Origin of the sequence: Pseudomonas sp. AL03 (assembly GCF_029960815.1) — a bacterium.
In the GTDB taxonomy this organism is placed as follows: domain Bacteria; phylum Pseudomonadota; class Gammaproteobacteria; order Pseudomonadales; family Pseudomonadaceae; genus Aquipseudomonas.
Genome location: NZ_JASBRE010000037.1, coordinates 1 through 24485 on the forward strand (window position 1 = coordinate 1; position 24485 = coordinate 24485).

At 59.7% G+C, this 24485-nt stretch carries 23 protein-coding genes and 3 pseudogenes; 10 read left to right on the plus strand and 16 right to left on the minus strand.

The features are described 5' to 3' along the window. Window positions 1-104: 104 nt before the first annotated feature. Both QK293_RS24525 and QK293_RS24530 read right to left on the minus strand, forming a co-directional pair. Window positions 105-455: pseudogene (locus QK293_RS24525) on the minus strand (contractile injection system protein, VgrG/Pvc8 family); the annotation flags it as partial. 130 nt (window positions 456-585) lie between these two features. Beyond that, a complete protein-coding gene (locus QK293_RS24530) occupies window positions 586-1104 on the minus strand; it encodes an Hcp family type VI secretion system effector (RefSeq protein ID WP_095131286.1) in 519 nt (172 codons plus the stop codon). 447 nt (window positions 1105-1551) lie between these two features. On the opposite strand from QK293_RS24530, the gene QK293_RS24535 reads away from it, so the two are divergent. Continuing rightward, the gene (locus QK293_RS24535) at window positions 1552-2229 is read left to right on the plus strand and encodes a type 1 glutamine amidotransferase domain-containing protein (RefSeq protein ID WP_282382167.1); all 678 of its coding nucleotides are present in this window, start codon (window positions 1552-1554) and stop codon (window positions 2227-2229) included. 155 nt (window positions 2230-2384) lie between these two features. Here the strand turns inward: QK293_RS24535 and QK293_RS24540 are convergent, their stop codons facing one another. The 3 genes from QK293_RS24540 to QK293_RS24550 all read right to left on the minus strand — a co-directional run bounded on the left by QK293_RS24540 (window position 2385) and on the right by QK293_RS24550 (window position 6442). Then, entirely contained in the window at window positions 2385-3770 is a 1386-nt protein-coding gene (locus QK293_RS24540; RefSeq protein ID WP_282382169.1) for a VOC family protein, read from the minus strand. A 253-nt stretch (window positions 3771-4023) separates the two neighbouring features. After that, window positions 4024-4965, minus strand: coding sequence for an alpha/beta fold hydrolase (locus tag QK293_RS24545; protein WP_282382171.1), 942 nt, complete (start codon window positions 4963-4965; stop codon window positions 4024-4026). Between the two features lie 22 nt (window positions 4966-4987). Continuing rightward, the gene (locus tag QK293_RS24550; RefSeq protein WP_282382173.1) at window positions 4988-6442 is read right to left on the minus strand and encodes an NAD(P)/FAD-dependent oxidoreductase; all 1455 of its coding nucleotides are present in this window, start codon (window positions 6440-6442) and stop codon (window positions 4988-4990) included. A gap of 193 nt (window positions 6443-6635) precedes the next feature. On the opposite strand from QK293_RS24550, the gene QK293_RS24555 reads away from it, so the two are divergent. From QK293_RS24555 to QK293_RS24565, 3 genes and pseudogenes are all read left to right on the plus strand, one after another. After that, entirely contained in the window at window positions 6636-7709 is a 1074-nt protein-coding gene (locus QK293_RS24555; protein ID WP_282382176.1) for a diguanylate cyclase, read from the plus strand. Window positions 7710-7737: 28 nt separating this feature from the next. After that, window positions 7738-8106: pseudogene (locus QK293_RS24560) on the plus strand (M20/M25/M40 family metallo-hydrolase); the annotation flags it as partial. Between the two features lie 200 nt (window positions 8107-8306). After that, a pseudogene (locus QK293_RS24565) lies at window positions 8307-8585 on the plus strand (hypothetical protein); the annotation flags it as partial. Window positions 8586-8675: 90 nt separating this feature from the next. Here QK293_RS24565 and QK293_RS24570 read toward each other — a convergent pair. The 8 genes from QK293_RS24570 to QK293_RS24605 all read right to left on the minus strand — a co-directional run bounded on the left by QK293_RS24570 (window position 8676) and on the right by QK293_RS24605 (window position 16905). After that, on the minus strand, window positions 8676-9545 hold the full coding sequence (locus QK293_RS24570) for an oxaloacetate decarboxylase (protein WP_282382179.1): 870 nt from the start codon (window positions 9543-9545) through the stop codon (window positions 8676-8678). Between the two features lie 155 nt (window positions 9546-9700). Next, window positions 9701-10735 carry an arginine N-succinyltransferase gene (astA, locus tag QK293_RS24575; RefSeq protein WP_282382182.1) on the minus strand — a complete coding sequence of 345 codons (1035 nt, stop codon included), beginning with the start codon at window positions 10733-10735 and terminating at the stop codon, window positions 9701-9703. Between the two features lie 61 nt (window positions 10736-10796). Then, the gene (locus QK293_RS24580; protein ID WP_282382185.1) at window positions 10797-11813 is read right to left on the minus strand and encodes an arginine N-succinyltransferase; all 1017 of its coding nucleotides are present in this window, start codon (window positions 11811-11813) and stop codon (window positions 10797-10799) included. Between the two features lie 119 nt (window positions 11814-11932). Then, on the minus strand, window positions 11933-13282 hold the full coding sequence (locus QK293_RS24585; protein WP_282382188.1) for an APC family permease: 1350 nt from the start codon (window positions 13280-13282) through the stop codon (window positions 11933-11935). Window positions 13283-13339: 57 nt separating this feature from the next. Next, a complete protein-coding gene (locus tag QK293_RS24590) occupies window positions 13340-14092 on the minus strand; it encodes an N-formylglutamate amidohydrolase (RefSeq protein ID WP_282382192.1) in 753 nt (250 codons plus the stop codon). Continuing rightward, entirely contained in the window at window positions 14076-15407 is a 1332-nt protein-coding gene (locus QK293_RS24595; protein ID WP_282382195.1) for a glutamine synthetase family protein, read from the minus strand. The genes QK293_RS24590 and QK293_RS24595 overlap by 17 nt, the downstream gene beginning before the upstream one ends. After that, the gene (locus QK293_RS24600) at window positions 15404-16048 is read right to left on the minus strand and encodes an isochorismatase family cysteine hydrolase (RefSeq protein ID WP_282382198.1); all 645 of its coding nucleotides are present in this window, start codon (window positions 16046-16048) and stop codon (window positions 15404-15406) included. Before QK293_RS24600 ends, QK293_RS24595 begins: the two co-directional genes overlap by 4 nt. Before the next feature lie 2 nt (window positions 16049-16050). After that, window positions 16051-16905 (minus strand): MurR/RpiR family transcriptional regulator, encoded by an 855-nt coding sequence (locus QK293_RS24605; RefSeq protein WP_282382200.1) that lies wholly within the window; start codon window positions 16903-16905, stop codon window positions 16051-16053. Window positions 16906-17246: 341 nt separating this feature from the next. Here QK293_RS24605 and QK293_RS24610 point away from each other — a divergent pair, with 341 nt between their 5' ends. Both QK293_RS24610 and cobF read left to right on the plus strand, forming a co-directional pair. Next, complete coding sequence (locus QK293_RS24610; protein ID WP_282382203.1) at window positions 17247-17819, plus strand: histidine phosphatase family protein; 573 nt, start codon at window positions 17247-17249, stop codon at window positions 17817-17819. Further along, the gene (gene cobF / locus QK293_RS24615; RefSeq protein WP_282382204.1) at window positions 17819-18574 is read left to right on the plus strand and encodes a precorrin-6A synthase (deacetylating); all 756 of its coding nucleotides are present in this window, start codon (window positions 17819-17821) and stop codon (window positions 18572-18574) included. Before QK293_RS24610 ends, cobF begins: the two co-directional genes overlap by 1 nt. Window positions 18575-18683: 109 nt before the next feature. Here cobF and ftrA read toward each other — a convergent pair whose 3' ends face one another. Beyond that, the gene (ftrA, locus tag QK293_RS24620; protein WP_282382206.1) at window positions 18684-19658 is read right to left on the minus strand and encodes a transcriptional regulator FtrA; all 975 of its coding nucleotides are present in this window, start codon (window positions 19656-19658) and stop codon (window positions 18684-18686) included. Window positions 19659-19759: 101 nt separating this feature from the next. On the opposite strand from ftrA, the gene QK293_RS24625 reads away from it, so the two are divergent. Further along, window positions 19760-20194 (plus strand): rhodanese-like domain-containing protein, encoded by a 435-nt coding sequence (locus QK293_RS24625; protein WP_282382208.1) that lies wholly within the window; start codon window positions 19760-19762, stop codon window positions 20192-20194. Here QK293_RS24625 and QK293_RS24630 read toward each other — a convergent pair whose 3' ends face one another. Further along, complete coding sequence (locus tag QK293_RS24630; protein WP_282382210.1) at window positions 20195-20836, minus strand: type 1 glutamine amidotransferase; 642 nt, start codon at window positions 20834-20836, stop codon at window positions 20195-20197. Window positions 20837-21086: 250 nt separating this feature from the next. Between QK293_RS24630 and QK293_RS24635 the strand changes: the two genes are divergently transcribed. The 3 genes from QK293_RS24635 (at window position 21087) to QK293_RS24645 (ending at window position 23876) form a co-directional block, all read left to right on the plus strand. Further along, complete coding sequence (locus tag QK293_RS24635; protein WP_282382214.1) at window positions 21087-21866, plus strand: ABC transporter substrate-binding protein; 780 nt, start codon at window positions 21087-21089, stop codon at window positions 21864-21866. A 98-nt stretch (window positions 21867-21964) separates the two neighbouring features. Beyond that, complete coding sequence (locus tag QK293_RS24640) at window positions 21965-23077, plus strand: succinylglutamate desuccinylase/aspartoacylase family protein (protein WP_282382216.1); 1113 nt, start codon at window positions 21965-21967, stop codon at window positions 23075-23077. An 82-nt stretch (window positions 23078-23159) separates the two neighbouring features. Continuing rightward, window positions 23160-23876, plus strand: a complete 717-nt coding sequence (locus QK293_RS24645) for a dienelactone hydrolase family protein (protein ID WP_282382218.1) — start codon at window positions 23160-23162, stop codon at window positions 23874-23876. Window positions 23877-23879: 3 nt separating this feature from the next. Here QK293_RS24645 and QK293_RS24650 read toward each other — a convergent pair whose 3' ends face one another. After that, a complete protein-coding gene (locus tag QK293_RS24650; protein ID WP_282382220.1) occupies window positions 23880-24467 on the minus strand; it encodes a hypothetical protein in 588 nt (195 codons plus the stop codon). Between the last annotated feature and the right edge of the window lie 18 nt (window positions 24468-24485).

Below are 24485 nucleotides of genomic sequence, written 5' to 3' on the forward strand. Positions count from 1 at the left end.
TCGGCCGGCGACGAACACAACGTCGAAACCCACAGCAAGGACGGCAAAAAACGCACCCACGAAGAGGACAACCATGGCAGTCAGCATTTTCCGCCCGGCTGGTACACTTTCGGCACGTTAAGGTTCTGGAAGATGCGTTGGTTGATACGGGGCGTCAGGTAGGACAGTTGCGGGCGCAGGGTCACCGCGTAGCGGGTCAGGTGTTTGCCGGAATCACCCTGGGCGGCGCGATAGATCTGGCCATGGATGCCGCTAGCGTCGGGCGAGAGCTGCAAGAAGGCCGGTTTGTGCAGCAGGGTCTCGAGGTCCAGGGACGGCTGTTCACTGACCAGTTACACCTCAAATACAAAAGGCGGGCTGATGGCTTCCCGACCTTGCAGGGAAAGAACCTGGAAGTCGTTGGAAAGACCTTCGATGGTCAGGGTAAAGTGAGTTTGATTGGCCGGCGCGAACATCCCTTGTTCCTCGTGCAGTGCTGCGGCGTTGCCAATGCCGGAAAAAGGAATCAGCAGACGCAAAATTCTGGAAGGGCGAAAACAACATCGACCAGCAGAGCTGGCCGATGCTTGAAACGGTCGGCTAAACTTAGCCAGCGACCGGGGAACGCCAGTCATCGGAACCCGAAGTACCGGATACTTCGTGGGTCCAGGTGATTTTGCGGTAGGTGAAGTGCACGTCTTCCAGGTGGGTGAAGTGCGAGTTCGCCGGGTCCTGGCAGTTGTGCATGTAGTCCTTGATGTCGACGATGATCGCGTCTTCAAGTTTGGTGGTGTAGTAGTGCTCTTGGGTGCCTTGAGCTGAGGTGCGGTACCACTTGATTTCAATAGTGGTCATGCGCTCGCCCGACGTCAGGGCAGCCAGCAGCAGTGGGGACGCCTTGTCGAACACTTTGGTGATTACAACCGGCTTGTGAACGCGCTGACCAGTAGGTTGGCCGGACTGCGGGTCACGCGGGATGATCACTTCGTGCTGGAAACCCTGAACCATGACCTGGTCTTCGTGACCTTCCTGGTAGGTGTTGCCAACCGAGTCGGCAGTGAACGCGCCGGCAGTGATCAGACCTTGTTTCTCGCCAGTAACGGACATGTACGCTGGTGTAGCCATGGATGTGCTCCTTGCTAAATAAGTGAGGGTGCCCGGGAGGCGGTATCGCCCGGTGGGTGCCTGACTGTTATCAAAGTCCGTGCCATAAACTTGAAACATTATATAAATCAGGTGGTTGAAGATTTTTTCCAACGTTCGCGAAGAGTTTTTTGCAAAGATCGCTGTGAATGTGCGCAAGAAGTTGCGCAGTACTGCGCAACTTCTTGCGCACTTGGCTGGAGCGCCTGACTGGCCGGGCGATCAGCGACCCGGCCAGGTCTTTCGCGGCGTTGAGTGCGCAACTTGTTGCGCATCAAGGCGGTTGGCCATCATTCGGGTGACCCATCGTCTCATTGGCCGAAAACCTTTAGCAGAACCGCTAGGGTGACAGGTGCAACGAACAGTGCCGCCTGGAGGTCAAATTCAGCGCCGAGATGAATGAACATTTGCGAACTCAAGGAGAACGAGATGAAAATCCTGATGGTTTTAACGTCCCACGATCAATTGGGTAACACGGGTAAGAAAACCGGCTTTTGGCTGGAAGAATTCGCCGCACCGTATTTCGCCTTCAAGGACGCTGGCGCTCAGCTGACCCTGGCCTCGCCCAAGGGCGGCCAACCACCGCTGGACCCAAAAAGCGACGAGCCGGACGCGCAAACCGCGGCCACTGAGCGCTTTCGTAAAGACTCCGCCGCCCAGTCCGCCTTGGCGTCTACCGCTCTGCTGAGCAGTGCGAGACCTGAAGATTACGATGCGATTTTCTACCCGGGCGGCCATGGCCCGCTGTGGGATTTGGCCGAAGATAAAATTTCGATTGCCTTGATCGAGGCGTTTTACAAGGCGGGCAAGCCGGTCGCGGCCGTCTGCCACGCACCGGGTGTGTTGCGTGACGTCAAGGGCGCGGACGGCCAGCCGCTGGTCAAAGGCAAGCGTGTGACGGGCTTCACCAACTCTGAGGAAGAGGCTGTGCAACTGACGGACGTCGTGCCGTTTTTGGTGGAGGACATGCTGCAGGAGAAGGGGGGTATTTATTCCAAGGAGGCGGATTGGGCGAGTTATGTGGTCACGGATGGGATGCTGATAACCGGTCAGAATCCAGCGTCGTCTGAGGCAGCGGCACAAGAACTGTTGGCGAAGCTCCGCTAAATATGACGTGTAGCAGCTGGCGAAGCCTGCGTTCGGCTGCGCAGCAGTCGTAAAACCGGCAAACACGGTTTGTCTGAAGACCTCGGCGGCTGATACAACGACTGCTTTGCAGCCGAACGCAGGCTTCGCCAGCTGCTACACGTTCGTGCCACGCCTCAGACAGCGAGGCTCGACGCGGCGAAACATTCCTCGATCGAGCGGCGCTGCGTCTCGGCATACAACGCCAGCTCATCAATCATCGATCGCCCCAGCGCCTTCTCGAACACCTGCCGGTTCGAATGCACCCCATAGTGGGTTTGCGCCGCATCCCCCAGGTTCGACTGAAAAATTCCCGCCGCGCTAACCGGCAGGAAATCTTCGTACACCAACGGTTCAACCCGCAAATACCCGCCGCTGAGCAAATCCTCCAGCGACAACGATTTCAGCTCATCGGCCCCCAAGCCTTTTTCCGTGACGAAGTAGCGAAAGTACGCCAGTTCCTGTTGACGCATGCCTTCGTAGGTGTCAGGAAATTCGCTGAAGTGCTGCGCCATCAGCGCGTTGTAGCGCGCAGCGTTGGCTTCGTTGGGGAAGTCCTTGAGTTCGTCTCGGGCCGCATTGAGCAAGCGGTCGTAAAGCGTCCGGCCCTTGGGGGTGAGTGCGGCACCGCGTTGCTCGATTTCGCCGAAACGGGCGCTGTGGCTGCCGCGAGTCTCGGTTTGATCGGTGAAGGAGACAGGTTCGTCCAGGGCTTTGAAACTGGTCTGGCGCAGCAGGATCGGGCACTGACGGCGGGGCGGGCCTTCGATCACCGCTTTGGGGGTGATGCCATGGGCAGGCATTTGCGCCTGGACCCTGTCGATGTCCAGGGTGCGCGGCGTCAGGTGGTTGATATGCGGGCCTGTGAACGCCACCACGTCGGCGATCAGGCGATGCTGGGCGATAAGTTTGCGGTACTGCTCGGCGGTGACGGTGGCGCTGTGATGCCAGCGAAACGTTTCCAGCGCCTGCTCGACGAAGTTCCGGGCCTCTTGTTCGGTGAGGCCGCCCTGGGTTTCGGCGCGATCGATGAGGGTCAGCGCGGTGGGCGTGAAGATCGAACGCTTATCCAGCACCGATTGGGCGAACGCTCGCAGTTCCAGATCTTCAATCAGTTCCAGGCGCAGCAGGGAGGTGAAGACCCGGAACGGGCTGACCTGCAACGCCGCCTCATGCACCGCGCGAAAAGCCGTGGAATGCACCGGCACGCCGGCCGGGGTCAGGTCGTAATAACCCACTGGTTGCATGCCCATCACCGCAAACAGACGGGCGAGGGTCGCCAGTTCATTGGCAGTGCCGACGCGGATCGCGCCATGCCGCTCCAGGTCCAGGCGCTGGATTTCGCCGGTGCTGTTCAACTGCCGGGCGATCTTCGGGTTGCTGTCCAGCACGTGACGGTTGGTCTGTTCCACCAGTTCCATCAGCGTGCCGTACAGCGGCACTTCTTCGCGGTACATGTCGGACATCGCTTTGGAGAAGCGTTGGCGGATCAGGTCAGGGCTGACGAAGTTCGGGTGGCTCATGAAAAATTCCTGGTGCAGTGACGTAAAGGATGCGGGAAAAGATCGCAGCCTTGCGCGGCGCCGGCAAACGAAGAATCTTACGAACTTCATTCTGCAAAGGACTGCTGGTTGTAGCAGCTGACGAGCCTGCGAGGCTGCGTTCGACTGCGAAGCAGTCGTAAACCCTGGCGGTACGGTCCACCTGACACACCGAGGTGGATGATTTTACGACTGCTTCGCAGCCGAACGCAGCCTCGCTGGGGCTCGACAGCTGCTACACGGGAAGTTCCGAGCGCAGTGATGCCAAAAACTCCCGGTACAACCGAGCCGTGTTTGTGGGTTGTTCCACCATCGGCATATGCCCGGTGTGATCCCAGACTTCCACTCGCAGATCGTCGATGCCTTTGCTCCAGATCGCCACGCTGCTGACATCGATCAAACGGTCCTTGCGCCCCCACAGCAACAGCGCCTGGCACTTGATGTCGGGCAGTTTCGGCTCCATCGGCGGGCTGGCGCGCAAGTCTCTGAAGATTTCTTCCAGCTCCTCGCATTGCTGTTCATAGCGCTGAGCGATGGCGTCCAGCATTACCCTGGGTACCCACGGTGGTTCGGCCATGGTCATGGCATAGAAGCGCTGGAATTCTTCCCTTGAATGGATAAGGAACGGGTTGTGGCCCTTGGCCAAATGCCGCTCCAGGTCGCTGGTTTCCGGGGCGGTGACACCCGCCGGGTCGATCAGGGCCACCGAAACAATGCGATCGGGATACGTGGCCGCGAGCCACGCCGCCATGTAACCGCCCATCGAGTTGCCGATTACATGGACTTTCTCGACGCCGCAGACATCGAGCAACTGGATCATCCGCTTGGCCTGCAAAGGAATGTCGTAGCCGCCGCCCGCCTTGAAACCGGTTTCGCCATGGCCGGCGATGTCGGGGATGATCACCCGATGGTTGCCGACAAAGTGCCGGGCAAAACGCAGCCAGATGTTCTTGTCGGCACTGTAACCATGGAGCATCAGCACACTGCTGGACGCTTCGTACGGCCCGCCTTGCCAGGTCGAAACGGTCATTTCGGCGATCGGCACGACGATTTTGTGCATTCGATACAGCTTGGCCTCTATCGACATGTTCAAGTCATAGAGCCAATGACCGATGGCCGGGTAGCTCAACCAGCTCCAGGCCACGAAAACTGCGATAGCGACAACCAACACAAGCATCAGGCATCTTCCTTTTACGTGATCAGGACAGAATGTGATCAGCGGGTTTCAGCGTCCTCGTCAAGCGGTGATAGCTGAAACTGAACCCCGGAAACATCGCAATCACATGACCGCTCTTGCTTTGATACCAACTATGGCAGCCCCCGGACTTCCATACGGTGCGTTCCATCTCCCGGTGGATCATTTCAGTGTAGGTACGTTCTGCTTCGGGGCGTACTTCGATGCTGCGCAAACCGTGTTCTTTTAACGTGCGGATGCAATCAAGAATGTAATTCATCTGTGATTCGATGATGAACAGCGCCGAGGTGTGGCCGATGCCCGTGTTGGGGCCGGTGACGATAAACAGATTGGGGAAGTCCGGCAGGCTGGTGCCGAGATAGGCCCGCGGGTACTGCGCCCAGAAATCGCTGAGTTGCTTGCCGTTTTTTCCGGTGACCGGGTAAGAAATCACCCCATCGGTGGCGTCGTAACCGGTGGACCAGACGATCAAGTCCAGGTCGATGTGTTGGCCGTCCTGGGTGACGATGCCGGTTTCGTCGATGGAAACGATGCCTTGCTCGCGGCTGTGTAGTGTCACATTACTGCGACCGAGTGCCGGGTACAGGGTGCTCGAGATGATTATCCGTTTGCAGCCGATTGCGTAATCCGGCGTCAGTTTTCGCCTAAGTTCCGGATCGGGCACTTGCCGTTCGAGAACGCGCAGTGCGTGTTGCTGGACCAAACGGATTGCCGGCCGTGAGTATTTGAAGGCAATCACTCGGGTTTCGAACTGCCAGTAGATCAGCCAGCGCAACAGTTTGTAGGCCGGTTTGAGCCCCAGCAGCCAACGCTGCAAAGGCCCAAAGGCGCGGTCGGCCCGAGGCAATACCCAGTGGGGCGTGCGCTGGAACACATGCAAATGCTCAGCGTCTGGGGCAATCGTCGGAATAACCTGGGCCGCGCTGGCGCCGCTGCCAACGATGGCCACGCGTTTTTGCCGGTAATCGTAGGCGTGGTCCCAGTTGTTGGTGTGAAAGGTCTTGCCCTGAAACCGCTCCTGGCCTTCGAAGTGTGGGACCACCGGTTGGCTCAGCGGCCCGGTGGCGTTGATCAGGAACTGCGCATGGAACGTGCCTTTGCTGGCGGTGTGCACCGCCCAGCGTTTGCTGTCGTCGTCCCATTCGATGCGCTCGACATTGGCTTGCAGTTCCACCTTTTCTCGCAGGCCGAAGTGCTCCACCACGTACTGGGTGTAGTGGTGCAGTTCGGCCTGTTCGGCGAACATTTGCGTCCAGCGGAAGGGGGCGAAGGACAGGGAATAGAGCGGCGAGGGTACGTCGACCGCCGCACCGGGGTAGGTGTTTTGGCACCAGGTGCCACCGAAAAAGTCACGCCGTTCCAGCAGGCGGAAATCGCAGATGCCTGCCTTGAGCAGATTGATTGCCGCGCACTGGCCGCCAAAACCGCTGCCGATGATCAACACTTGAAAAGTCTGCATGGGCCTCCTTTTTTGTCGTTATTGATCGAACCCTCCTTTCATGTATAGCAAAACATTAGGCGCTCGCCTCATGGCTATGCCTCGGTATTCAGACCGCCAGCCGGTGATGGCTATTTGCCGTTGCCCTGATAGACTCTCACCACACTTGAAACCCTAGTGTTTTCAGGTTCCGTTCTGTGGCGCAGAGGCTCCTATGGGAAAAACGGGAGGAAAAGGACTTTCACTGGCCAGGAGGCTCTATACATCGCGAACCTTGGGTTTGGCCCTGGGATTGTTGCTCGTGAGCGCGGCGATGTATCCACTCAACCCGGCACCGTGGGTCTGGGTGGTGATGCTGCTCAACGCCGTACTCTGGCCGCACCTGGCTTATCAATGGGCGCGCCGCGCGCAAGTGCCTTATCACGCCGAACACCGCAACCTGCTGGTAGACGCCTTTCTCGGCGGCTTTTGGGTCGCTGCCATGCAGTTCAATCCGCTGCCCAGCGCGACGACCCTGGCCATGATGGCGATGAACAATGTGGCCATTGGCGGTTTGCGTTTCCTGTTGGCGGGAACCGTGGCGCAGATTCTCGGGATAGGTGTCGGACTGCTGATTTTCACCCCCGCATTCATCCCGCAAACCAGCCAAATGCAGCTGTATGCCTGCCTACCCTTAATGTGTTTGTATCCGCTGGCATTGGGCTGGATCTGCTTTCGCCAGGCTCACACCCTCGGCCGACAAAAGCGTGAGTTGCTGGCCCTGAGTCGCACCGACAGCCTCACCGGTCTGCTGAACCACGGCGCCTGGAAGGATCAACTGGAAGTCGAATTCCAGCGTTGCAAACGTCAACAGCAGGGCGGGGCGATTGCGCTGATCGACATCGACCATTTCAAAACCATCAACGACACGTACGGCCACGTTGCCGGGGACATCGTCCTGCGTCAGTTGAGCAAAATGCTCAAGCAGAACCTGCGCGCGGCTGATGTTGCCGGGCGCTACGGTGGCGACGAGTTCTGCGTGATCCTCCCGGACCTTCCGCTCACGAGCGCTGCGGCCGTCATGGATGCCCTGCGTGATCGCTTCGCCACCTTGGGCTACGAGCAGAGCCCGACGCTGAAAGTCAGCCTGAGCATTGGCCTGGCCGCCTTCAACCCGGCCCACACCGACGCGACCCTGTGGCTCAACGACGCCGACCAGGCGCTCTACGAAGCCAAAGCCACCGGTCGTAACCGCGTCATCTGCTGCGGCGATGGCAGTCTTCATCATGAATTGCTTGATTCGGTGTGAACGGTGATCGTTGCCACGCTCCTGCGTGGAGTTTGACCGGATCGAGAAGGACCTGGCGCGGGTTTCGAAGGACAAGCTGATTCCCGAGACGGAAGTCACCACCACACTTCAACGCGGATTGCCGCCGATGCCGCCGATACCGCAAACGCCGGAATCGGATCGGTTGATGGCCATGGCTCAGGGGATTTACGGGGAGATTGGCCGTAAGTTGACGGAAGAAGGCAGTGGTGGGGCGGCGGATGCGAGTTTGTCCGCGGGCGTGGGTACGCCGACGCTGGATGGGTTCGGGATTGTCGGCGGCAATATTCATACGCCGCAGGAATATGCAGAGGTTGAGAGTGTGGCGCCGCGGATTTATTTGTTGTCGCGGATGATTATGAAACTCGCCAAGAAATAAGCCGCACAGCCCCTGCCGATCGTTCCCACGCAGAGCGTGCGAACGATCAACTTGTGGCGCACAACTTTCCAAGACGTTTCCCACAGAACTGCTCGTTGCGGTGCTGCAGTTGGCCCTTTATGATCCCGGCTCGCGGTCAATCCTGCGACGATTTTGGCCGGTCGAATCCCTGGAATCCTTATTAGTCAGGAGATATTTCCATGTTCGACCAAGTCATGCCTCGTTACCTCCCCATCGACACCTACGACGCCGAAACCCCGGTGCTCTTCATCAACACCCACAAAGAACTCAGCGACATCGCCGCTTGCGCTGCGCATCGCTTCACCGTGGTTCGCGATCTGGCGGACACCTTGTCCAGCCTGAACCTCAAAGACATTTCCGATTGCGATCTGACGCGCGTGACCCGGGCGGTTCATCTGTTGATGCGCGAAGGCTGCGCGATGCTGGATGTGGTTCAGGCGCGGGCGTTGCAGCGGGAGGTGGAGTTCAAGACTCCGGCCGGACAGGCGAGTGAGTACTGTGTCGAGGGCGCAAGCTCCCTCGGCACAGGCAAAACACTCTCGCCGTCATTACTCCTTCACACTCATAAACTCTTCCGCCCAACGGATGTATTCCTCAGGCTGCGTATAGGTGTGGGTCAACTCGGTAGCGCTCAGGTCTGACGCCTGAGTAAAGATCTGCCGTTGTTCCCGCAGGCTGTCGTATGTGGCCTTGATCGCGGCAAAGTAGGCGCCGTGACCATCGATAGTGACCCGCACACCCAGTTCAGCCAGGCGTTTATCGTCGCGCAACAGTGGATTGCCGTAGGTGACCAGCATCAGCGGAACGCTCAGGTGCTCGGCGATTTGTTCCAGTTGGTCAAAGTCCTGCACACCCACCATGCAAATCCCATCCGCACCGGCCTGCTGGTAGTGCTTTGTGCGGCTGATGATTTCCTGGATCGGCAAAATCCCCGCGTTGGTGCGGGCAATGATCGCCATCTCCGAGTCGACCCGAGCTTCCAGCGCCGCACGAATTTTGCCGACGCCTTCCGCCACCCCGATCAGGTCGGTGGACTTGCGGCCGAACTGGGCCGGCAGCAGCGTGTCTTCGATGGTCAGGGCCGCCACGCCGGCGCGTTCGAGTTCGACGATGGTGCGCATGACGTTGAGTGCGTTGCCGTAGCCGTGGTCGGCGTCGGCGATGACCGGCAATTGGGCAACACGGCCGATGCGGGTGGCCTGCTCAGCGAACTCGCTGAGGGTGATCAAGGCAAAGTCGGGGGCGCCCAGTACCTGCAACGACGCGACCGAACCGCCCAGGATTCCCACTTCAAAACCCAGGTCAGCGGCAATACGGGCCGACATCGGGTCGAAGACCGACGCCGTGTGATAGCAGGCGTTGGAAGCGAACAGCTTGCGAAAGTTACGGCGTAAATCTTGATGAGAAAGCCTGGACATATGAGTTCCACCACTGCAATGGGAATGGAAGGGCTTGAGCAAAAGTGTCAACGCCGAAGGAGTAAAAGGCTATCACGCGGGCGAGGGAAGGATGATGACGAATTTGCAGGTGGTGCGATGAAAACACCATTGTGCGCGAGGGTTTTAAAGACCGATCACGCCGCCACCGCTTGCTGCTGTTGATTGAGCAACGGCACGGCGCGTACCGAGTTGCCGGGTTGCAGTTGCAGGCGTTTGGCGGTGAGGCGGTCGACAATCAGGCTGTTGCCCACCTGTCTGGCCTGGGCGGCGGTGATGCGGCAGTTTTCCAGGCGACGGTTGTGGATCATCCACACCGGGGCCTGCTCGTCGGGCGTGCCGATGGCCAGCACCAGCGGTTGGCTGTCGCGCACGGTACGGATAGTCGAGACCGGGGCTTCGATCACCGGGCCGGCGTCGAAGATGTCGATGTAACCCTTATGGGCAAAGCCTTCGGCGGTGAGGATTTTCAGGGCCGGCTCGGTGTTCGGGTGCGCCTTGCCAATCACGGCTTGAGCCTGTTCGGTGAGCAGACAGGTGTAAAGCGGCTGGCGCGGCATCAGTTCAGCGATGAACGACTTGCTGCCCAGCCCCGACAAGTGATCGGCATGGCTGAAATCCATTTTGAAGAAGTGCCGGCCCAGACTGTCCCAGAACGGTGAACAGCCTTTTTCGTCTGCGCTGCCACGCAGTTCGGCAATGAGTTTATCGCCGAACAGGTGCGGAAATTCGGCAACAAACAGCAAACGCCCCAACGACAGCAATCGACCATTACTGCCCCGGCGTTGATCGGGTCGCAGAAACAGCGAGCAAATCTCCGATTGGCCGGTCATTTCATTATTCAGGAACAACGTCGGAATCTGCCGTTGAATACCCAGGTCCGGTGACGAACTGACCGTGAGCCCGACCCGGTAGTTGTACCAGGGCTCGCGCAGGCCCACGGCGCCCGCCAGGCCGCTGACGCCCACCAGTTGCTGATCGTCGTCTTCGAGCACGAAGAGGTAATCGGCATCGGCGCGTTCGACCTGTTCGGCGAAGGTTCGTTGCGCCCAGCGTATCCGGTGGGTCAGGCGTTCTTCGTTGGCCGGCAGGGTTGTGAAGCCGGGGCCTGCCTGGTGCACCAGATTCAGCAAGGCGGGCAGGTCGGTGACGTGAACCGGGCGGACAATCATGATGCAACTCCTTCTGCACGCCTGCTCGGGCGCTGTCGTTGGGCACGGGGCCGGGTGATGCTCACAGGGCGATCAACCGGATCGGGCAGCCTTCGGTCACGTTCAGGGCGGCGCACATCTCGGCGCTCAACCCCACAGGTTCCCCGGTCTGGTAATCCAGATCGGCGACGATGGCGCGATAGTCTGTCAGCGAATCGTTGCTGACCAGAAAGCTGCCGCGTGCGTCGATGGACAAATCCAACCGAGCCGTGCCGGTCTGGCTCTGGGCGATAGAGCGGATACCCGGGGTGCGCGCATACAGCGTCGGACCACCGTCGAACAGGTCAATGTAGCTGTTGGTCTCGAACCCTTCGCGCTCGAGGATATCGAAGGCCTCCTGGCCATCGGGGTGAATACGGCCGATGCAGTCCTGCGCAGCCTGGGGCAGCATCGGCACGTAGATCGGGTATTGCGGCATCAGTTCGGCGAGAAAGGTTCGGCTCTCCAGACCGCAAAGCCGCTCGGCCTCGGCGTAGGGCAGGTCGAAGAAATGCTTTCCCACTGCGTCCCAGAACGGCGATTGCTCTTCATCGCTGCTGAAGCCGACGATCTCGGTGATGACGGCTTCGGCAAAGCGCCGCGAGTGCGCGGCGATGAACAATAGCCGCGCCCGGGACAGCAGTTCAGAGAACCGTGTTCGTACCAGCGCTGCGTCAATATGAAAACCTCGCAGCAAGGTATGGCCACTGAGGTCGTGACACAACGACAGTGCCGGCACGCCGTGCTCGATGTTCAGCTCCCGCGAGGCACTGGTGAAATGCCGGTTGCGCAGGCTGTAGAACGGCTCGCTGAAACCGGCGGTGGCAAGGATCTCCGAGCAGCCCACCAAACGCTCTCGGGTGAGATCTTCCAGCACGAAGAAATAATTCTCCGGACCCTGACCCTCAACGTCTTTTTCGAATGAGGCGCAGGAGTCGAGAATCTTCTCGCGCAGGCATTCGGTGTCGTCCGGCAAGGACGTGACGCCTACCAGACTGTCGCGAGCCAGTTGCTGCAACTGGGGCAGGTCGGTTAACTCGACTGGGCGTAAGACCAGCATGGATGCACTCCTGTATCAAAGGGTTCGGCGGTTAGCACCGAACCTGACTATCACTGTCGGTTTCCACGCGATATGTCGGCGGTCGCCTGAATTTTTGTCAGACGCCGCTCTTTTTGTTGTCAGCCGTTGCTCGGGTCGGGCAGTACCGTACCGGTGCCCAATTTGTTGAGTACAAACAGGTAGACCAGGCCCAGGGCAATCCAGATCAGGCCGAGTTTCTGTGCATCGACGCCCATGTTGTACATGATGGCCGCGACGATGATGAAGCCGATCACCGGGCAGATCAGGTGACGGATCACCTGTCCGGATTTCTGCCGACGCCAGTAGTAGTTGATGACCGTCAGGTGCAGCAACATGAAGCCGCTCAGTGCGCCGAAGTTCACCAGCGAGGTGAGGGTGTCCACCGAGTTGATGAACAGGTAGCAGATCACCAGCGACAGCACGGCCACCAGATAAATGCTCACGTACGGCGTGTTGTGTTTGGGGTGAACCTTGGCCAGTACTTTCGGCAGCTTGCCGTCTCGGGCCATGCCGAACAGCAGACGAGACACCGCCGCTTGAGAGGTGATTGCCACCGCAACGCCCCAGGCCAGGGCCGTAGCCACGGCGGTCAGGGTGGCGAGCCAGCTGCCGGCTGCGATTTCAGCGATTTCATAAAACGCCGTGTCAGCTGATTTGAAACCCATGCCGGCCGCCAGATCCGTCGCAATCCAGGTCTGCACGACAAAGATCACGCCCATGACCACCAGCGTTATCAGCGCGGCCTTACCGACGCTGCGGCCCGGGTCACCCTTGACCTCTTCGGCGAGGGTGGAAATCGCATCGAACCCGAGGAACGACAGCACCGCAATCGACACCGCTTGCATCAGCAGGGCGAAGTTGAACGTCTCGGGGTTATACAGCGGCGCCAGTGTCAGCTGACCGTTACCGCCGCCGCTGTGCAGCGCGTTCCAGGCGTAGAACAGGAAGATTCCCAGCACCACCAGCTGCGCCAGCAGAAAGATGATGTTCATTCGCGCGGTGAAAGTGATGCCCCGCAGATTGACGAAGGTCGCGCTGACCAGGAAGGCCAGGATGAAACCGACCTTCGGAATGTCCGGGTACAAATGATTCAGCGCCATGGCCGCGTACACATACAACAGCGGCGGAATCAGCAGGTAATCGAGGAGCATTAGCCAACCGGCGATAAACCCTACGTGCTGGTTCAGGCCCCGCTGGGCGTAGGAGTAAACCGAGCCAGCAATCGGAAAGGCCCGAGCCATGCTGCCGTAACTCAGGGCAGTGAAGAGCATCGCCACCATGCCGATGATGTAGGCCAGCGGTACCAGCCCCGGTGCCTCGGCGTTGACGTAGCCATAAACACCAAACGGTGCGATGGGGATCATGAAGATCATCCCGTACACCACCAGGTCGGTCAGCGACAAGCTGCGTTTCAATTCTTGCTTATAGCCGAATTCTTCTAATTCCATGAAGCCATTCTCCTAGGGATGAAAGCAGCTGCAAGCTGCGAGTTTGAAGCGATTCCTTTACAGCAGCGGCGCCAGGTATTCGGTCCAGCGACTGATGTCTCCAGGCGTGCGCAGCAGGTCGTTGCGTACCTCGATCAACACCGACTCCAGGCCTCGTGCATCGCCGTGGACCGGCACGGTCATATCGCCCAGCGGGTTGATTTTGTACGGTTCATTACCGGCAACCTTCAAAGGGTGCTGGCTCAAACCGTCAATCAAACGCTGGGCATAGGTCGTGGCTTGCCCATACAACACGCCGATTTCCAGCATGCGTGGCTGGCCGTGATAGACCGGCGTGAAACTGTGAATGCCCACCACCCGTACAGGCCGCCCTTGAACGACACGTTGGTCAATCAAGGTGTGCAGTCGAGCATGAAAGGGCTCGAACAAGGATTGCCGACGGTACTCGCGGGTGGCTTCGTCGAGATCCCGGTTGCCCGGGACCTGATAGATTTCACTCTGCGCCGGAATGCTGTCCGGGGCTTGGCGCGGTCGGTTGAGGTCGACCAACAGTCGCGAATAGTTGGCCGCCAACAGCGTTGCGCACAGTGCCTGCGACAAACCCTCGGCCAGCGCCAGGGCACCGATGTCCCAGGCGATGTGCTCGCGGGCCGCCTCGTGACTCAGGCCCAGGTCATTTAACCCGGCCGGAATAAAACGACTGGCGTGCTCGCACACCAGAATCAACGGGTGCTCGGAGTCTTCCCGGCTCAAGGTGTACGCGGGCTCGGTAAAAAGACCGAGTTCAGCAGGTTCAGTACAGGCGCGCATAGTGCTCACAGCGTTCGGCGGGCGACAGCTGTTCCGTCAGTGTCAGTTCCTCGGTTTTAAGGGCGAAGTAGGTGTCCAGCAACGCGCTCGGCAGGGCTTCGATCAGTGCCTCGCTGTTGCGCAGGCAGTCCAGGGCCTGGGCAAGGGAAGCGGGCAGGGCGACGATGCCGCGCGCCTGGCGTTGTTCTTCGTTCAGGGAGTCGGGGACTTCATCGGTGATGGCGTTCAAGGCCAGGCGTTGCTCGATGCCCAACCGACCGGCAATCAGCAGCGCGGCCATGGACAGGTGTGGCGAGGACGTGGCGTCCATGGCGCGAAATTCCAGGTTGAATTGCGTCGCCACCGATTTGCCGCCCAGGCTCGTCGTCGGGCAGATTCGCAGCGCCGCTTCGCGGTTGCGCTGCCCGAGGCACGCGTAGGACGCGCTCCAGTGATGGGGCTGCAAACGCTCGTAAGACACCGGCGTCGGTGCAGTAAACGCACAGAGCGCAGGCAAGTAATGCAGGATGCCAGCGGCCCAGTGCTGGCCGAGGGTCGACAAGCCATTGGTGGTGCCGGCGTCGTACATCACCGGTTGGCCGGCCAGGTCCAGCAGGCTGACGTGCAGGTGCACGCCGTTACACACCGCCTGCTCCGAGGGCTTGGGCGCGAAGCTCAAATCCAGGCCCATTTGCCGGGCGATCTCGCGGGTGATTTCACGAACGTTCACCGCGCGGTCGGCAACCGCCACCCCAAGGGTCGGGCGACAGGTGATTTCGTATTGATGCTTGCCGTACTCGGGCAGGAACATTTCCGGTTCGACGCCACCCGCGCGCAAGGCGCTGAGCAGCCAACCACCAAATTCGGCACCCTGACGCTGGGCTTGCAGAGAAAACGCCAGGTGTTCAACTTCGCCGGTGTTCATGTTGAACTCATGCTCGAATGCAGCATTGACCTGCAAACCCAACTCGGCGCGATAACGCTCTACCTCGTTGCGCAACAGCGTACGCGGGCAAGCACCCCAAGGGCGTCCATCGGTTTCGCGAATGTCGCTGTGAATAAAATCCAGCGCCGGGGCGTCGGGATCCGGGCCGTTATTGACCGTCACTCGGCTGGCCAGATCGGGCATCAGCCGCAAATCACCATAAGCGCCCCAAGGATTTGTGGAGGCGATGATGTCTTGTGGGGTCAGGGCACTGTTGGCCGGCACCCAGCCACACCCCGCCCTTTGATAGTGCTCGAGTTCGTCCGTGGGAAAGGAGCGCCCGCGAGTCACGCCAATCAGGTCGGTGGTGACGAGGGTGGTCATGGGCAGTGGCAGCAGGCGCTCGCTCATGGCTGCATCTCCTGCAACCGGCCGAGCACGGTCTGGGTGTCGGTGATCCAGCAGTAACCCTTGATTGCATTCAGGCAGGCCTGATGCCGCTCGGCTGTGTAAGTCGCGCAGGCATCTTCCACCAGCGTCACGAAGTAACCGCGGTCGGCGGCATCACGCACGGCCATGTCCACGCACTGGTCGGTGACGATGCCGGCGATGATCAGGTGCCGCGTCTCGAGGTTGCGCAGCACGTAGTCGATATTGGTGGAGTTGAAGACCCCGGACGAGGTCTTGGGCAGCACGATTTCGTTTTCTACCGGGGTCAAGTCGTCGATGATCCGCGCTTGCGGGCTGCCATTGGGCAAGTGCATATCCGAGAGTTTGTGGTCCAGCGAGCGGTCGCGGCCATCAGCGGTGAGGCTTTCGATGATCGTGTGCAGCACGTTTTGCCTGGCGCTGCGAAAGGCGCTGAGCAGCCGGCGTTGATTGGGCACCACCTGCAGGCGGGTGCGGGTCAGGAAGTACTCGGCGTCCGGCCCGTCGAGGTGCGGGTCGAACTGCGGCTCAAGCCAGGCGCGTTGCATGTCCACCAGCAATAGCGCGGTGTGATCGGTGACGAACGGTAAATTCCGAGGCGAGTGGTGGGGGAGCGTGAACATCCTTATTTTTCCTCCAGCAGGTGAGTGTCGAAGTCGGTCCGCAGGGTATCGATGCCTTCCAGGCGATCGGCCAGATCAGGACTGCGCAGGGTCAGGCAGGCAATCAGCGCCTCGACCTGAGCCAGCGCCGGGACCAGGGAGTCGAAGGCCGACACCGATTCCACCGGCGCACTGATAATCAGGTCGGCCATTTCTCGCAGCGGTGAAGCATAGATGTCAGTGAACAACACCACGCGTGCATATCGATTTTTCGCCGCATTGGCCACGCGCAGAGCCTGTGATTGGTAGCGGCGATAGTCGAACACCAGCACCACGTCCTGACGCTGCACGTCGAACAATCGGTCTGGCAGTTGCGCGTTGTCTTCCAGGGCGAAACAGCCCGGACGCAGCAGGCGCAGGTGGTTGAGCAAATAATTGGCGAGGAAACTGCTGAAGCGCCCACCGAAGCAATGCACCTGATGGCGGGTGTCGAGCAGCCACTCCACCAGAATCCGTACATCTTCGGGCTGGGTCAGGGCATGGGTGTCCACCAGCGCTCGATGGCTGTCCGCCAGATAATGGCTCCAGGCGTCGCCTTTCTGAAGATGAGAACGAGGTTGCAACAGGGCGCTGGGGGAACGCAGGCGGTGGTCCATGTCGCTGAGCAGGGCATCCTGGAAATCGGCGTAACCGCTAAAGCCCAGTTTTTTCACCAGTCGCACGATGGTGGGATCGCTGACACCGGCATGTTCGGCCAACCGTGACATCGGGCCCAGTCCGTTACGCGGGTACTGGTCCAGCAAGGCACGGATGACTTTGCGTTCCGACGGCGTAAGTTCCAGGCCGGGATCGGTGATCAGGTCTCTGAGAGAAGGCATCCGGGCTCCTGCTGGATGGATATGTCGGTTTCGCTTCACAAATTGCTAAAACAGTATTTATGTAGTGGACTCAACATGTCTAGTGAATTTTTCCATGTTTTTTTGGAACCGCAAATTGGGGCGAAAAGCCCGTGGGCCTTGGGCTACTTGGATGTCGACTGAGCTCGTAGGTCATCGCCCATAGTGGTGTCGGATATCGCCGATTCTTTGAGGTGAAATAAGTTTTCGATCGTGTATGACTGGATCAAACGAAACGCCCTGGATCGCGCTTCTTGCGGCACAATTGGGCAATTGTCGCGGCGTGACGCCGTTTTCCGTTCCCATCGGCCGAGTGATCCTTCGTGCAGGCAACCCGTTTGACCCTGATGTGCCACGCTCGAACTGTCGCACAGAAATTGGCGCGTTTTCCTACGAATGAGCCGTTGGAAATGGATTGGCAATCGGCAAGGGGATCTCGTTGTGCTCAGTTCAAAGGGACGCCACGACTGGTGTGTGGACCTGAACTGAGAACCCGGCAAACCGCCGAGCTGTTCGGCAGCGACGTGGAGGTTGTCTGCGCACTGAGGGATTGCGATTTCGGGAACTGGAAAGGCGCGCGGATCGACGATCTGCAAAAATCCGCAGCCGATACGCTGCAGATCTGGCTCGATGACCCGAATTCGGCACCCCACGGTGGCGAGTCGGTGGCGCAACTCGCTGAGCGGGTGGTCGCGTGGCTGAAAACTCTGGAGGCCATACAGGGGCACATCGTTGCTGTCACCCATCCGTTTGTCATTCGCGCCGCCCTGACGTACGTGCTGCAAGGCGCTTCGTTCAACCTGATCGACGTCGAACCGCTGTCGACCCTCGAGTTGCGGTTCAACGGCCGCTGGCGCCTACGCTTGCTGGGCACTGACCCCGAGGGAACACGTTGATGAAAAAACTTCTGGTCATCGGCATCGGTGCCGGCAACCCCGATTACATCACGATGCAAGCCGTGAAAGCGCTGAACCTCGTCGATGTGTTTTTCCTCATGGACAAGGGCCAGAGCAAAGACAAACTGATCGACCTGCGCCGCGAGATCTGCGAGCGCTACATCACCGATCGCGACTACCGCTTTGTCGAAGCCCACAGCCCGGAGCGCGAGCGTGGTGATGTGGACTACAAGGCCAGCGTGGAAGACTTGAACCTGGCCAAGCAGCAGACCTTCGAACGGCTGATCAACGAGGAAATGACTGACGACCAGTGCGCCGGTTTTCTAGTGTGGGGCGATCCGGCGCTGTACGACAGCACTGTCCGGATCTTGCAGGCGATTCTGGCCTCAGGCCGGTGCGTCTTCGAGTTCGAAGTGATCCCCGGCATCACCAGTGTCCAGGCGCTGGCGGCGCAGCATAAGGTGCCACTGAACCGAATTGGCCGCTCGATTGAAATCACCACGGGCCGGCGGCTGGCGGCGGGGCAGGTGAGTGATGCCGACAGCCTGGTGGTGATGCTGGATGCGGAGGATTCCTACCATCAAGTGGTGGATCAGGAGACAGAGATTTACTGGGGGGCCTACCTCGGGACGCCGGATGAAATCCTGATCAGCGGCAAGCTCAGGGAGGTGGCGGATGAGATCGAACGGGTGCGCAAGGCGGCTCGGTTAGCCAATGGGTGGATCATGGATACGTATCTGTTGCGTAAGCCTTGAGAAAACTGGTGTTTGGGCTGACGCCTTCGCGGGCAAGCCTCGCTCCTACAGGGACGGCAGTGTTCTTGTAGGAGCGAGGCTTGCCCGCGAAGGGGCCTTCAAATTCACCTTAAGAAATTGCTTTAACCTCACGCCCAAAACGCTCCCGATACACCGACGGCGGCACGCCGACCACGCTACGAAACGCCACCCGAAAACTCTCCACTGAGCGATACCCACAGCGTTGGGCAATCTGGTCGGTGTTCTGATTCGTGCTCTCTAGCAGCTCGCGGGCCCGGCCCAGGCGCTCATGCTGCAACCAGGCTTTAGGCGGCATGCCGGTGGCTTCAGTGAACCGGCGCAGAAACGTCCGTTCACTCATGGCCGCCTCACTTGCCAGTTCGCGAACCTCCAGCGGTTCATGCAAACGCTCCCGCGCCCACTGCATGACGCGGGACAAATCGCTACGCGGCGTAGGACTGACCGGTGTCGGTATGAACTGTGCCTGTCCGCCGGTGCGTTGCGGCGACATCACCAGCCGCCGCGCCACCGAGTTGGCCACTTGCGTACCGAAGTCCCGCGCCACCAAGTGCAGGCAGGCATCGATACCGGCAGCGCTGCCGGCCGAGGTGATCAGCTGACCTGAATCGACATAAAGAACGTCCGGGTCCACCAGAATGTTCGGAAAACGCTCGGCCAACTCAGCGGTGTAGCGCCAGTGCGTCGTGGCGCCGCGACCGTCGAGCAAACCGGTGGCCGCCAGCACGAACACGCCCGAACAGATCGACAGCAGCCGCGCGCCCCGTGCATGGGCCTGGCGCAGGGACGCGATCAGTGCCTCAGGCACCGGGGCACTGCGATCACGCCAGCCGGGAATGATGATGGTCCGGGCGTCCTCGAGCAGTTCCATGCCGCCATCGGCCAGCACCTGAATACCGCCCATGGCGCGCATCGGGCCTTGATCGACAGCAGCGATCCGATTCTCGTACCAAGGGAAGTCGAACTCCGGACGTGCCAGGCCGAAGATCTCCACGGCGATGCCGAACTCGAACGTACAGAGGCCGTCGTAGGCCAGAATCGCAACTAATCCAGGGGTGGGCTGCATTTGGCGGAAAGTTCCCGGTGAGTGTCTTGTGCGCCACTGTAGCCACAAGCGTCGAGCGGATAAAGTCTTCTCACACCCACCGAGACTTTGGAGTACAGCCCATGAACAGCCTGGTCCGCGAGATTCCCGCCGCCCCATCGGCCATCGCCCTGATGCATTTCAGCAACCGTCTGACCTTCGAAACCGATTGTTCCGACGTCCATGGCAGCCAACAGGCCGGCGAGGTGGATTTTGTTTTGGTGGATGTGCGCGGTCCGCTCGCATTCGAGCGTGGCCATGTGCCGGGAGCGATCAATATACCGGGGCGACTGCTGACCGCTGAAGGTCTGGCGGCGTACCCGAAAACCAGCGTGTTCGTGGTTTATTGCGCCGGGCCCCACTGCAACGGTGCCAACAAGGCTGCGGTGAAACTGGCGGCGCTGGGCTACCCGGTCAAGGAAATGATCGGCGGGGTGACCGGGTGGGTGGATGAAGGCTTTGAGTTGAGCACTGCGGTGCAACGGCCGGTGAATGCTGTGATCGGTTGCGAGTGCTGATCAGGCGGTAGCCTGCGCCTCCCACCACCCATCCAGCGTCGCCTGCAACCACTCGAGCACGGTTGCGTAGGCGGCGCTGTCCTGTTGATCCCGAGGCAGCGGTGACTCCTCGGCAAAATGCGCATTGAGCGTCGCCACTGATTCAGCATTCCATTCTGGATGAAACTGCAAACCCACCCGCGTCGGCCCGACGCAATACATCTGCTGCTCGCACTGATCACTGCTGGCCAGCAACTGCGCGTTGGGCGGCAAGTCGATCGCGTCTTCGTGCCATTCCAGCACCTTCAGCTTCTGGCCATCAACGAACGTCACGCGGGTCCATCCGGTTTCGGTGCGGTCCATCCGCCGCACATTCCCGTCCAGACTCAGCGCCAGCAGCTGCGCCCCCAGACAAATCGCGAACACCGCCGCGCCTTGATCCAGACTGCCCGCCAGCCACCGACGCTCCGCTTCCAGCCAGGCCGGCCCGCCGGTGGACTCATAAGGCCCGCCTAACAGGATCACGGGTGCCGCACTCGCTGGTGGCAACTGGCCGAGGTCGGCGCGAAAGACGTTCAGCGTCAGTCCTCGAGACTTGGCCCAGTCGGCAATGGCGCCAGGACCTTCGGCGGGGTGGTGCTGGATCAGATTCAACGTTGGCATCAGGGCTCACTTGTAGTTTTTGCTTGTAGGTTTTGTCTGAAAAAAGGGCTTGTCCTACCGTCTTTGCACCGGCTTGGCGCACGCTTCAAGGAGGTTTAATTCGCCGGCCACTTTTCTATAAGAATTTGTCGCTTAAACACAATTTGCCCTCCTGAAGCCGCTCTAGACTGCCGGCCACTTCGGTGCTTTCCAACCGGACGCAGCCTACCGAATGCTGCCAATAAAAAGCCTCCGCACACAGGAGTTATAAATGAAGAAGCTAGTGATGTTCGGTGCCCTGGCACTGTCGATGTTGTCCCTGACGACCGTGGCCGAAGACGCCAAGCCGATCCGCCTCGGTATCGAAGCCGGTTACCCGCCATTCTCGATGAAAACCCCTGACGGCAAACTCACTGGTTTCGACGTGGACATCGGCGACGCGCTGTGCGAGCAGATGAAAGTGAAGTGCACCTGGGTCGAGCAAGAGTTCGACGGCCTGATCCCGGCCCTGAAGGTCAAGAAGATCGACGCGATCCTGTCGTCCATGACCATCACCGACGATCGCAAAAAGAACGTCGATTTCACCATCAAGTACTACCACACCCCGGCGCGTTTCGTGATGAAGGCAGACACCGACGTCAAAGACCCGCTGACTGAGCTCAAAGGCAAGAAAGTCGGTGTGCTGCGCGCCAGTACCCACGACCGCTTCGCCACTGAAGTGCTGGTGCCGGCCGGTATCAATCTGGTCCGCTACGGCTCCCAGCAGGAAGCCAACCTGGACATGGTCGCCGGTCGTCTCGACGCGATGCTGGCCGACTCGGTCAACCTGAATGACGGTTTCCTGAAAACCGATGCCGGTAAAGGCTTCGCTTTCGTGGGCCCGACTTACGAAGACGCCAAGTACTTCGGCGGCGGCGCCGGTATTGCTGTGCGCAAGGGTGATAAAGAGCTGGCGGACCAATTCAACACCGCCATCACCGAAATCCGCGCCAACGGCAAGTACAAACAAGTGCAAGACAAGTATTTTGACTTTGACGTTTACGGCCAGTAATCACGCGGTTCAAACAAGTGGCAACCGTTGACGCGGTTGCCACTTTTTTTATGCCTTCATGATTTATTCTGCGCAGATCACGAATACAGGAGCACGCCATGCAACGCATCGACCATTCACTGCCCTGGAGTCACCTGGGCACCGAACGCACCCTCAGCGTGTTTCGGTATGGCGTGGGCACTCGCAAGGTCTATATTCAGGCCAGCCTGCACGCTGATGAACTGCCGGGCATGCGCACAGCGTGGGAGCTGAAGAAGCGTCTGGCCGAACTCGACACCCAAGGTCAGTTGCAGGGTGTGATCGAACTGGTCCCGGTGGCCAATCCCATTGGCCTCGATCAGCACCTGCAAGGCAGCCACATGGGTCGCTTCGAGCTGGGCAGCGGCAAGAACTTCAACCGCTCCTTCGTTGAACTCAGCGCACCGGTTGCCGAGTTGATCGGCGATCGGTTGGGCAGTGATGCGGCTGCCAACATTGCGCTGATCCGCCAGACCATGGGCCTGGTACTCGACGGCTTACCGACACCGGCCTCGCAACTTGAAGCCATGCACCGCTTGCTGCTGCGCCACGCCTGCGATGCCGACATCACCCTCGATCTGCATTGTGATTTCGACGCGGCGATTCATCTTTATGCCTTGCCGCAACACTGGCCGCAGTGGCAATCCCTGGCGGCGCGTTTGAAGGCTGGGGTTGCATTGCTCTGCGAAGACTCCGGCGGCAGCTCATTCGATGAATCGTGTTCATCGCCGTGGTTACGCCTGGCAAGGGCTTTCCCTGAGGCCGCGATCCCGCCGGCCAACCTGGCGACGACGCTGGAGCTGGGCAGCATGGGAGATACGCGGGTCGATCAGGCTCAAGCCAATTGCGAGGCGATTCTCGGGTTCCTCGCCGAGCAGGGTTTCATCAAAGGCACTTGGCCTGCGGCACCGAGCGAATGCTGTGAAGGCATGCCGTTCGAAGGCACCCAATACCTGTTCGCGCCGCATCACGGGGTTGTCAGTTTCCTGCGCGATTCGGGTGAGTGGGTGGAGAAGGGCGATGCCCTGTTTGAAGTGGTTGACCCACTGAGCGACCGGGTTACCACCGTTTGCGCCGGGACCAGCGGCGTGATGTTTGCCATCGATCGCGGGCGCTATACGCAGCCGGGCACTTGGCAGGCGAAGGTGGCGGGGCGTGAGCCGATTCGGGTTGGGAAACTCATCAACGATTGAGGTTTTCCCGACCGTTAGGGCGGCGTATCCGGAAAGAGATGTTAGGCTCTGCCCCGAATCCTGCACTTGTGAAGGAAGGTTTATGTTGAAGTTTTTCGCTCTGCTGACACTCCTGGCGTCCGCCGCCGTCCACGCTCAAACCCCGCTGCAAACTGATCTGCCGCTCAAGTACCTGGAGCAGGCCAACCCCGAATCGCGCAATCAGCCGTTGGTGATTTTCCTCCACGGTTACGGCAGTAACGAGCAGGACTTGTTCGACATCAAGGCTGAGTTACCCGCGCAATACAACTTCCTGTCGGTACGCGCACCGATGGTGATGGAGGAGGGTAGTTACAAGTGGTTTCGCGAGAAGGGCAACGCTGCCTACAACGGTGAGACGGATGATCTGAAGTCCAGCGGCCAGGTGTTGCTGGATTTCGTCGCACAGGCCGCGAAGAAATATCACACCGAACCGAACAAGGTTTTCCTGGTGGGTTTCAGCCAGGGCGCGATCATGTCCTACGAGGTGGCGCTGCGTCATCCCAAGGCGGTGGGCGGGATCGCAGCGTTGAGCGGGCGGATTTTGCCGGTGCTCCAGTCCGAACTGAAACCGGATGAAAACCGCCAGAAGCTGGCGATTTTCATCGGTCATGGCACTGCAGACAAACGCCTTCCCTACAATGACGGCACGGACGCCAACAGCCTGTTGCAGAGCCTGTCACTCAAGCCTGAATTTCATGCCTACCCTGGCGTCGGTCACAGCATCAGTGCTGCCGAGATGCAGGACTTGAGCGCCTGGTTGCAGCACCTCAATCGCTGATGCTTACTTGCCGGTGACGATCTGTTTGACCAGCGTCTCGTGGCCAGCATTGTCGCTGAGGCGGGAAATCACCTGAACGATCGCCATGCGTGTGTTGGACGCGGCCATCAGTGTGGTGTCGAGGGTTTTACCGCCGCCCTGGGTCGCGGTGCTGTCGATCTGCCGCAGGCCCAGACCGGTGCCTTTCTGGGTCAGGCTTTTTTCGCTGAGCTTGGTGAAGTCCGGCAGCGCCTTGGCTTGTTCGGTGGCGAAGTCGGAGGCCGCCGAGTCGAGGAACTGACCGTCGTTGTCTTTGACGTTGAGGCCGCCGGGGAGGGTGTTTTCAGCCGCGATCACGACGGTTTTGGTGGCCTGATTGGTGTACATGGTGCCCGTTGCCCCTGCGGTACCGGTGGCCGCGTCGCCGGCGGGCAACGGGTTGGCGACGAAGCCCTTGGGCAGGGTGAACTTGAACTTGCCGCCGAGCATCGAGACTTTCTGTGCCGGCGCGGTATCGCTGGCCGTGGCCTTGGCTGCCTGCGCATTCAGCGCTCCCAGACTGGCAACCGCCGTCAGCAACAGGACAACGGCTTTTTTACTTAACAATGACATCGGAAACTCCAGGGGATG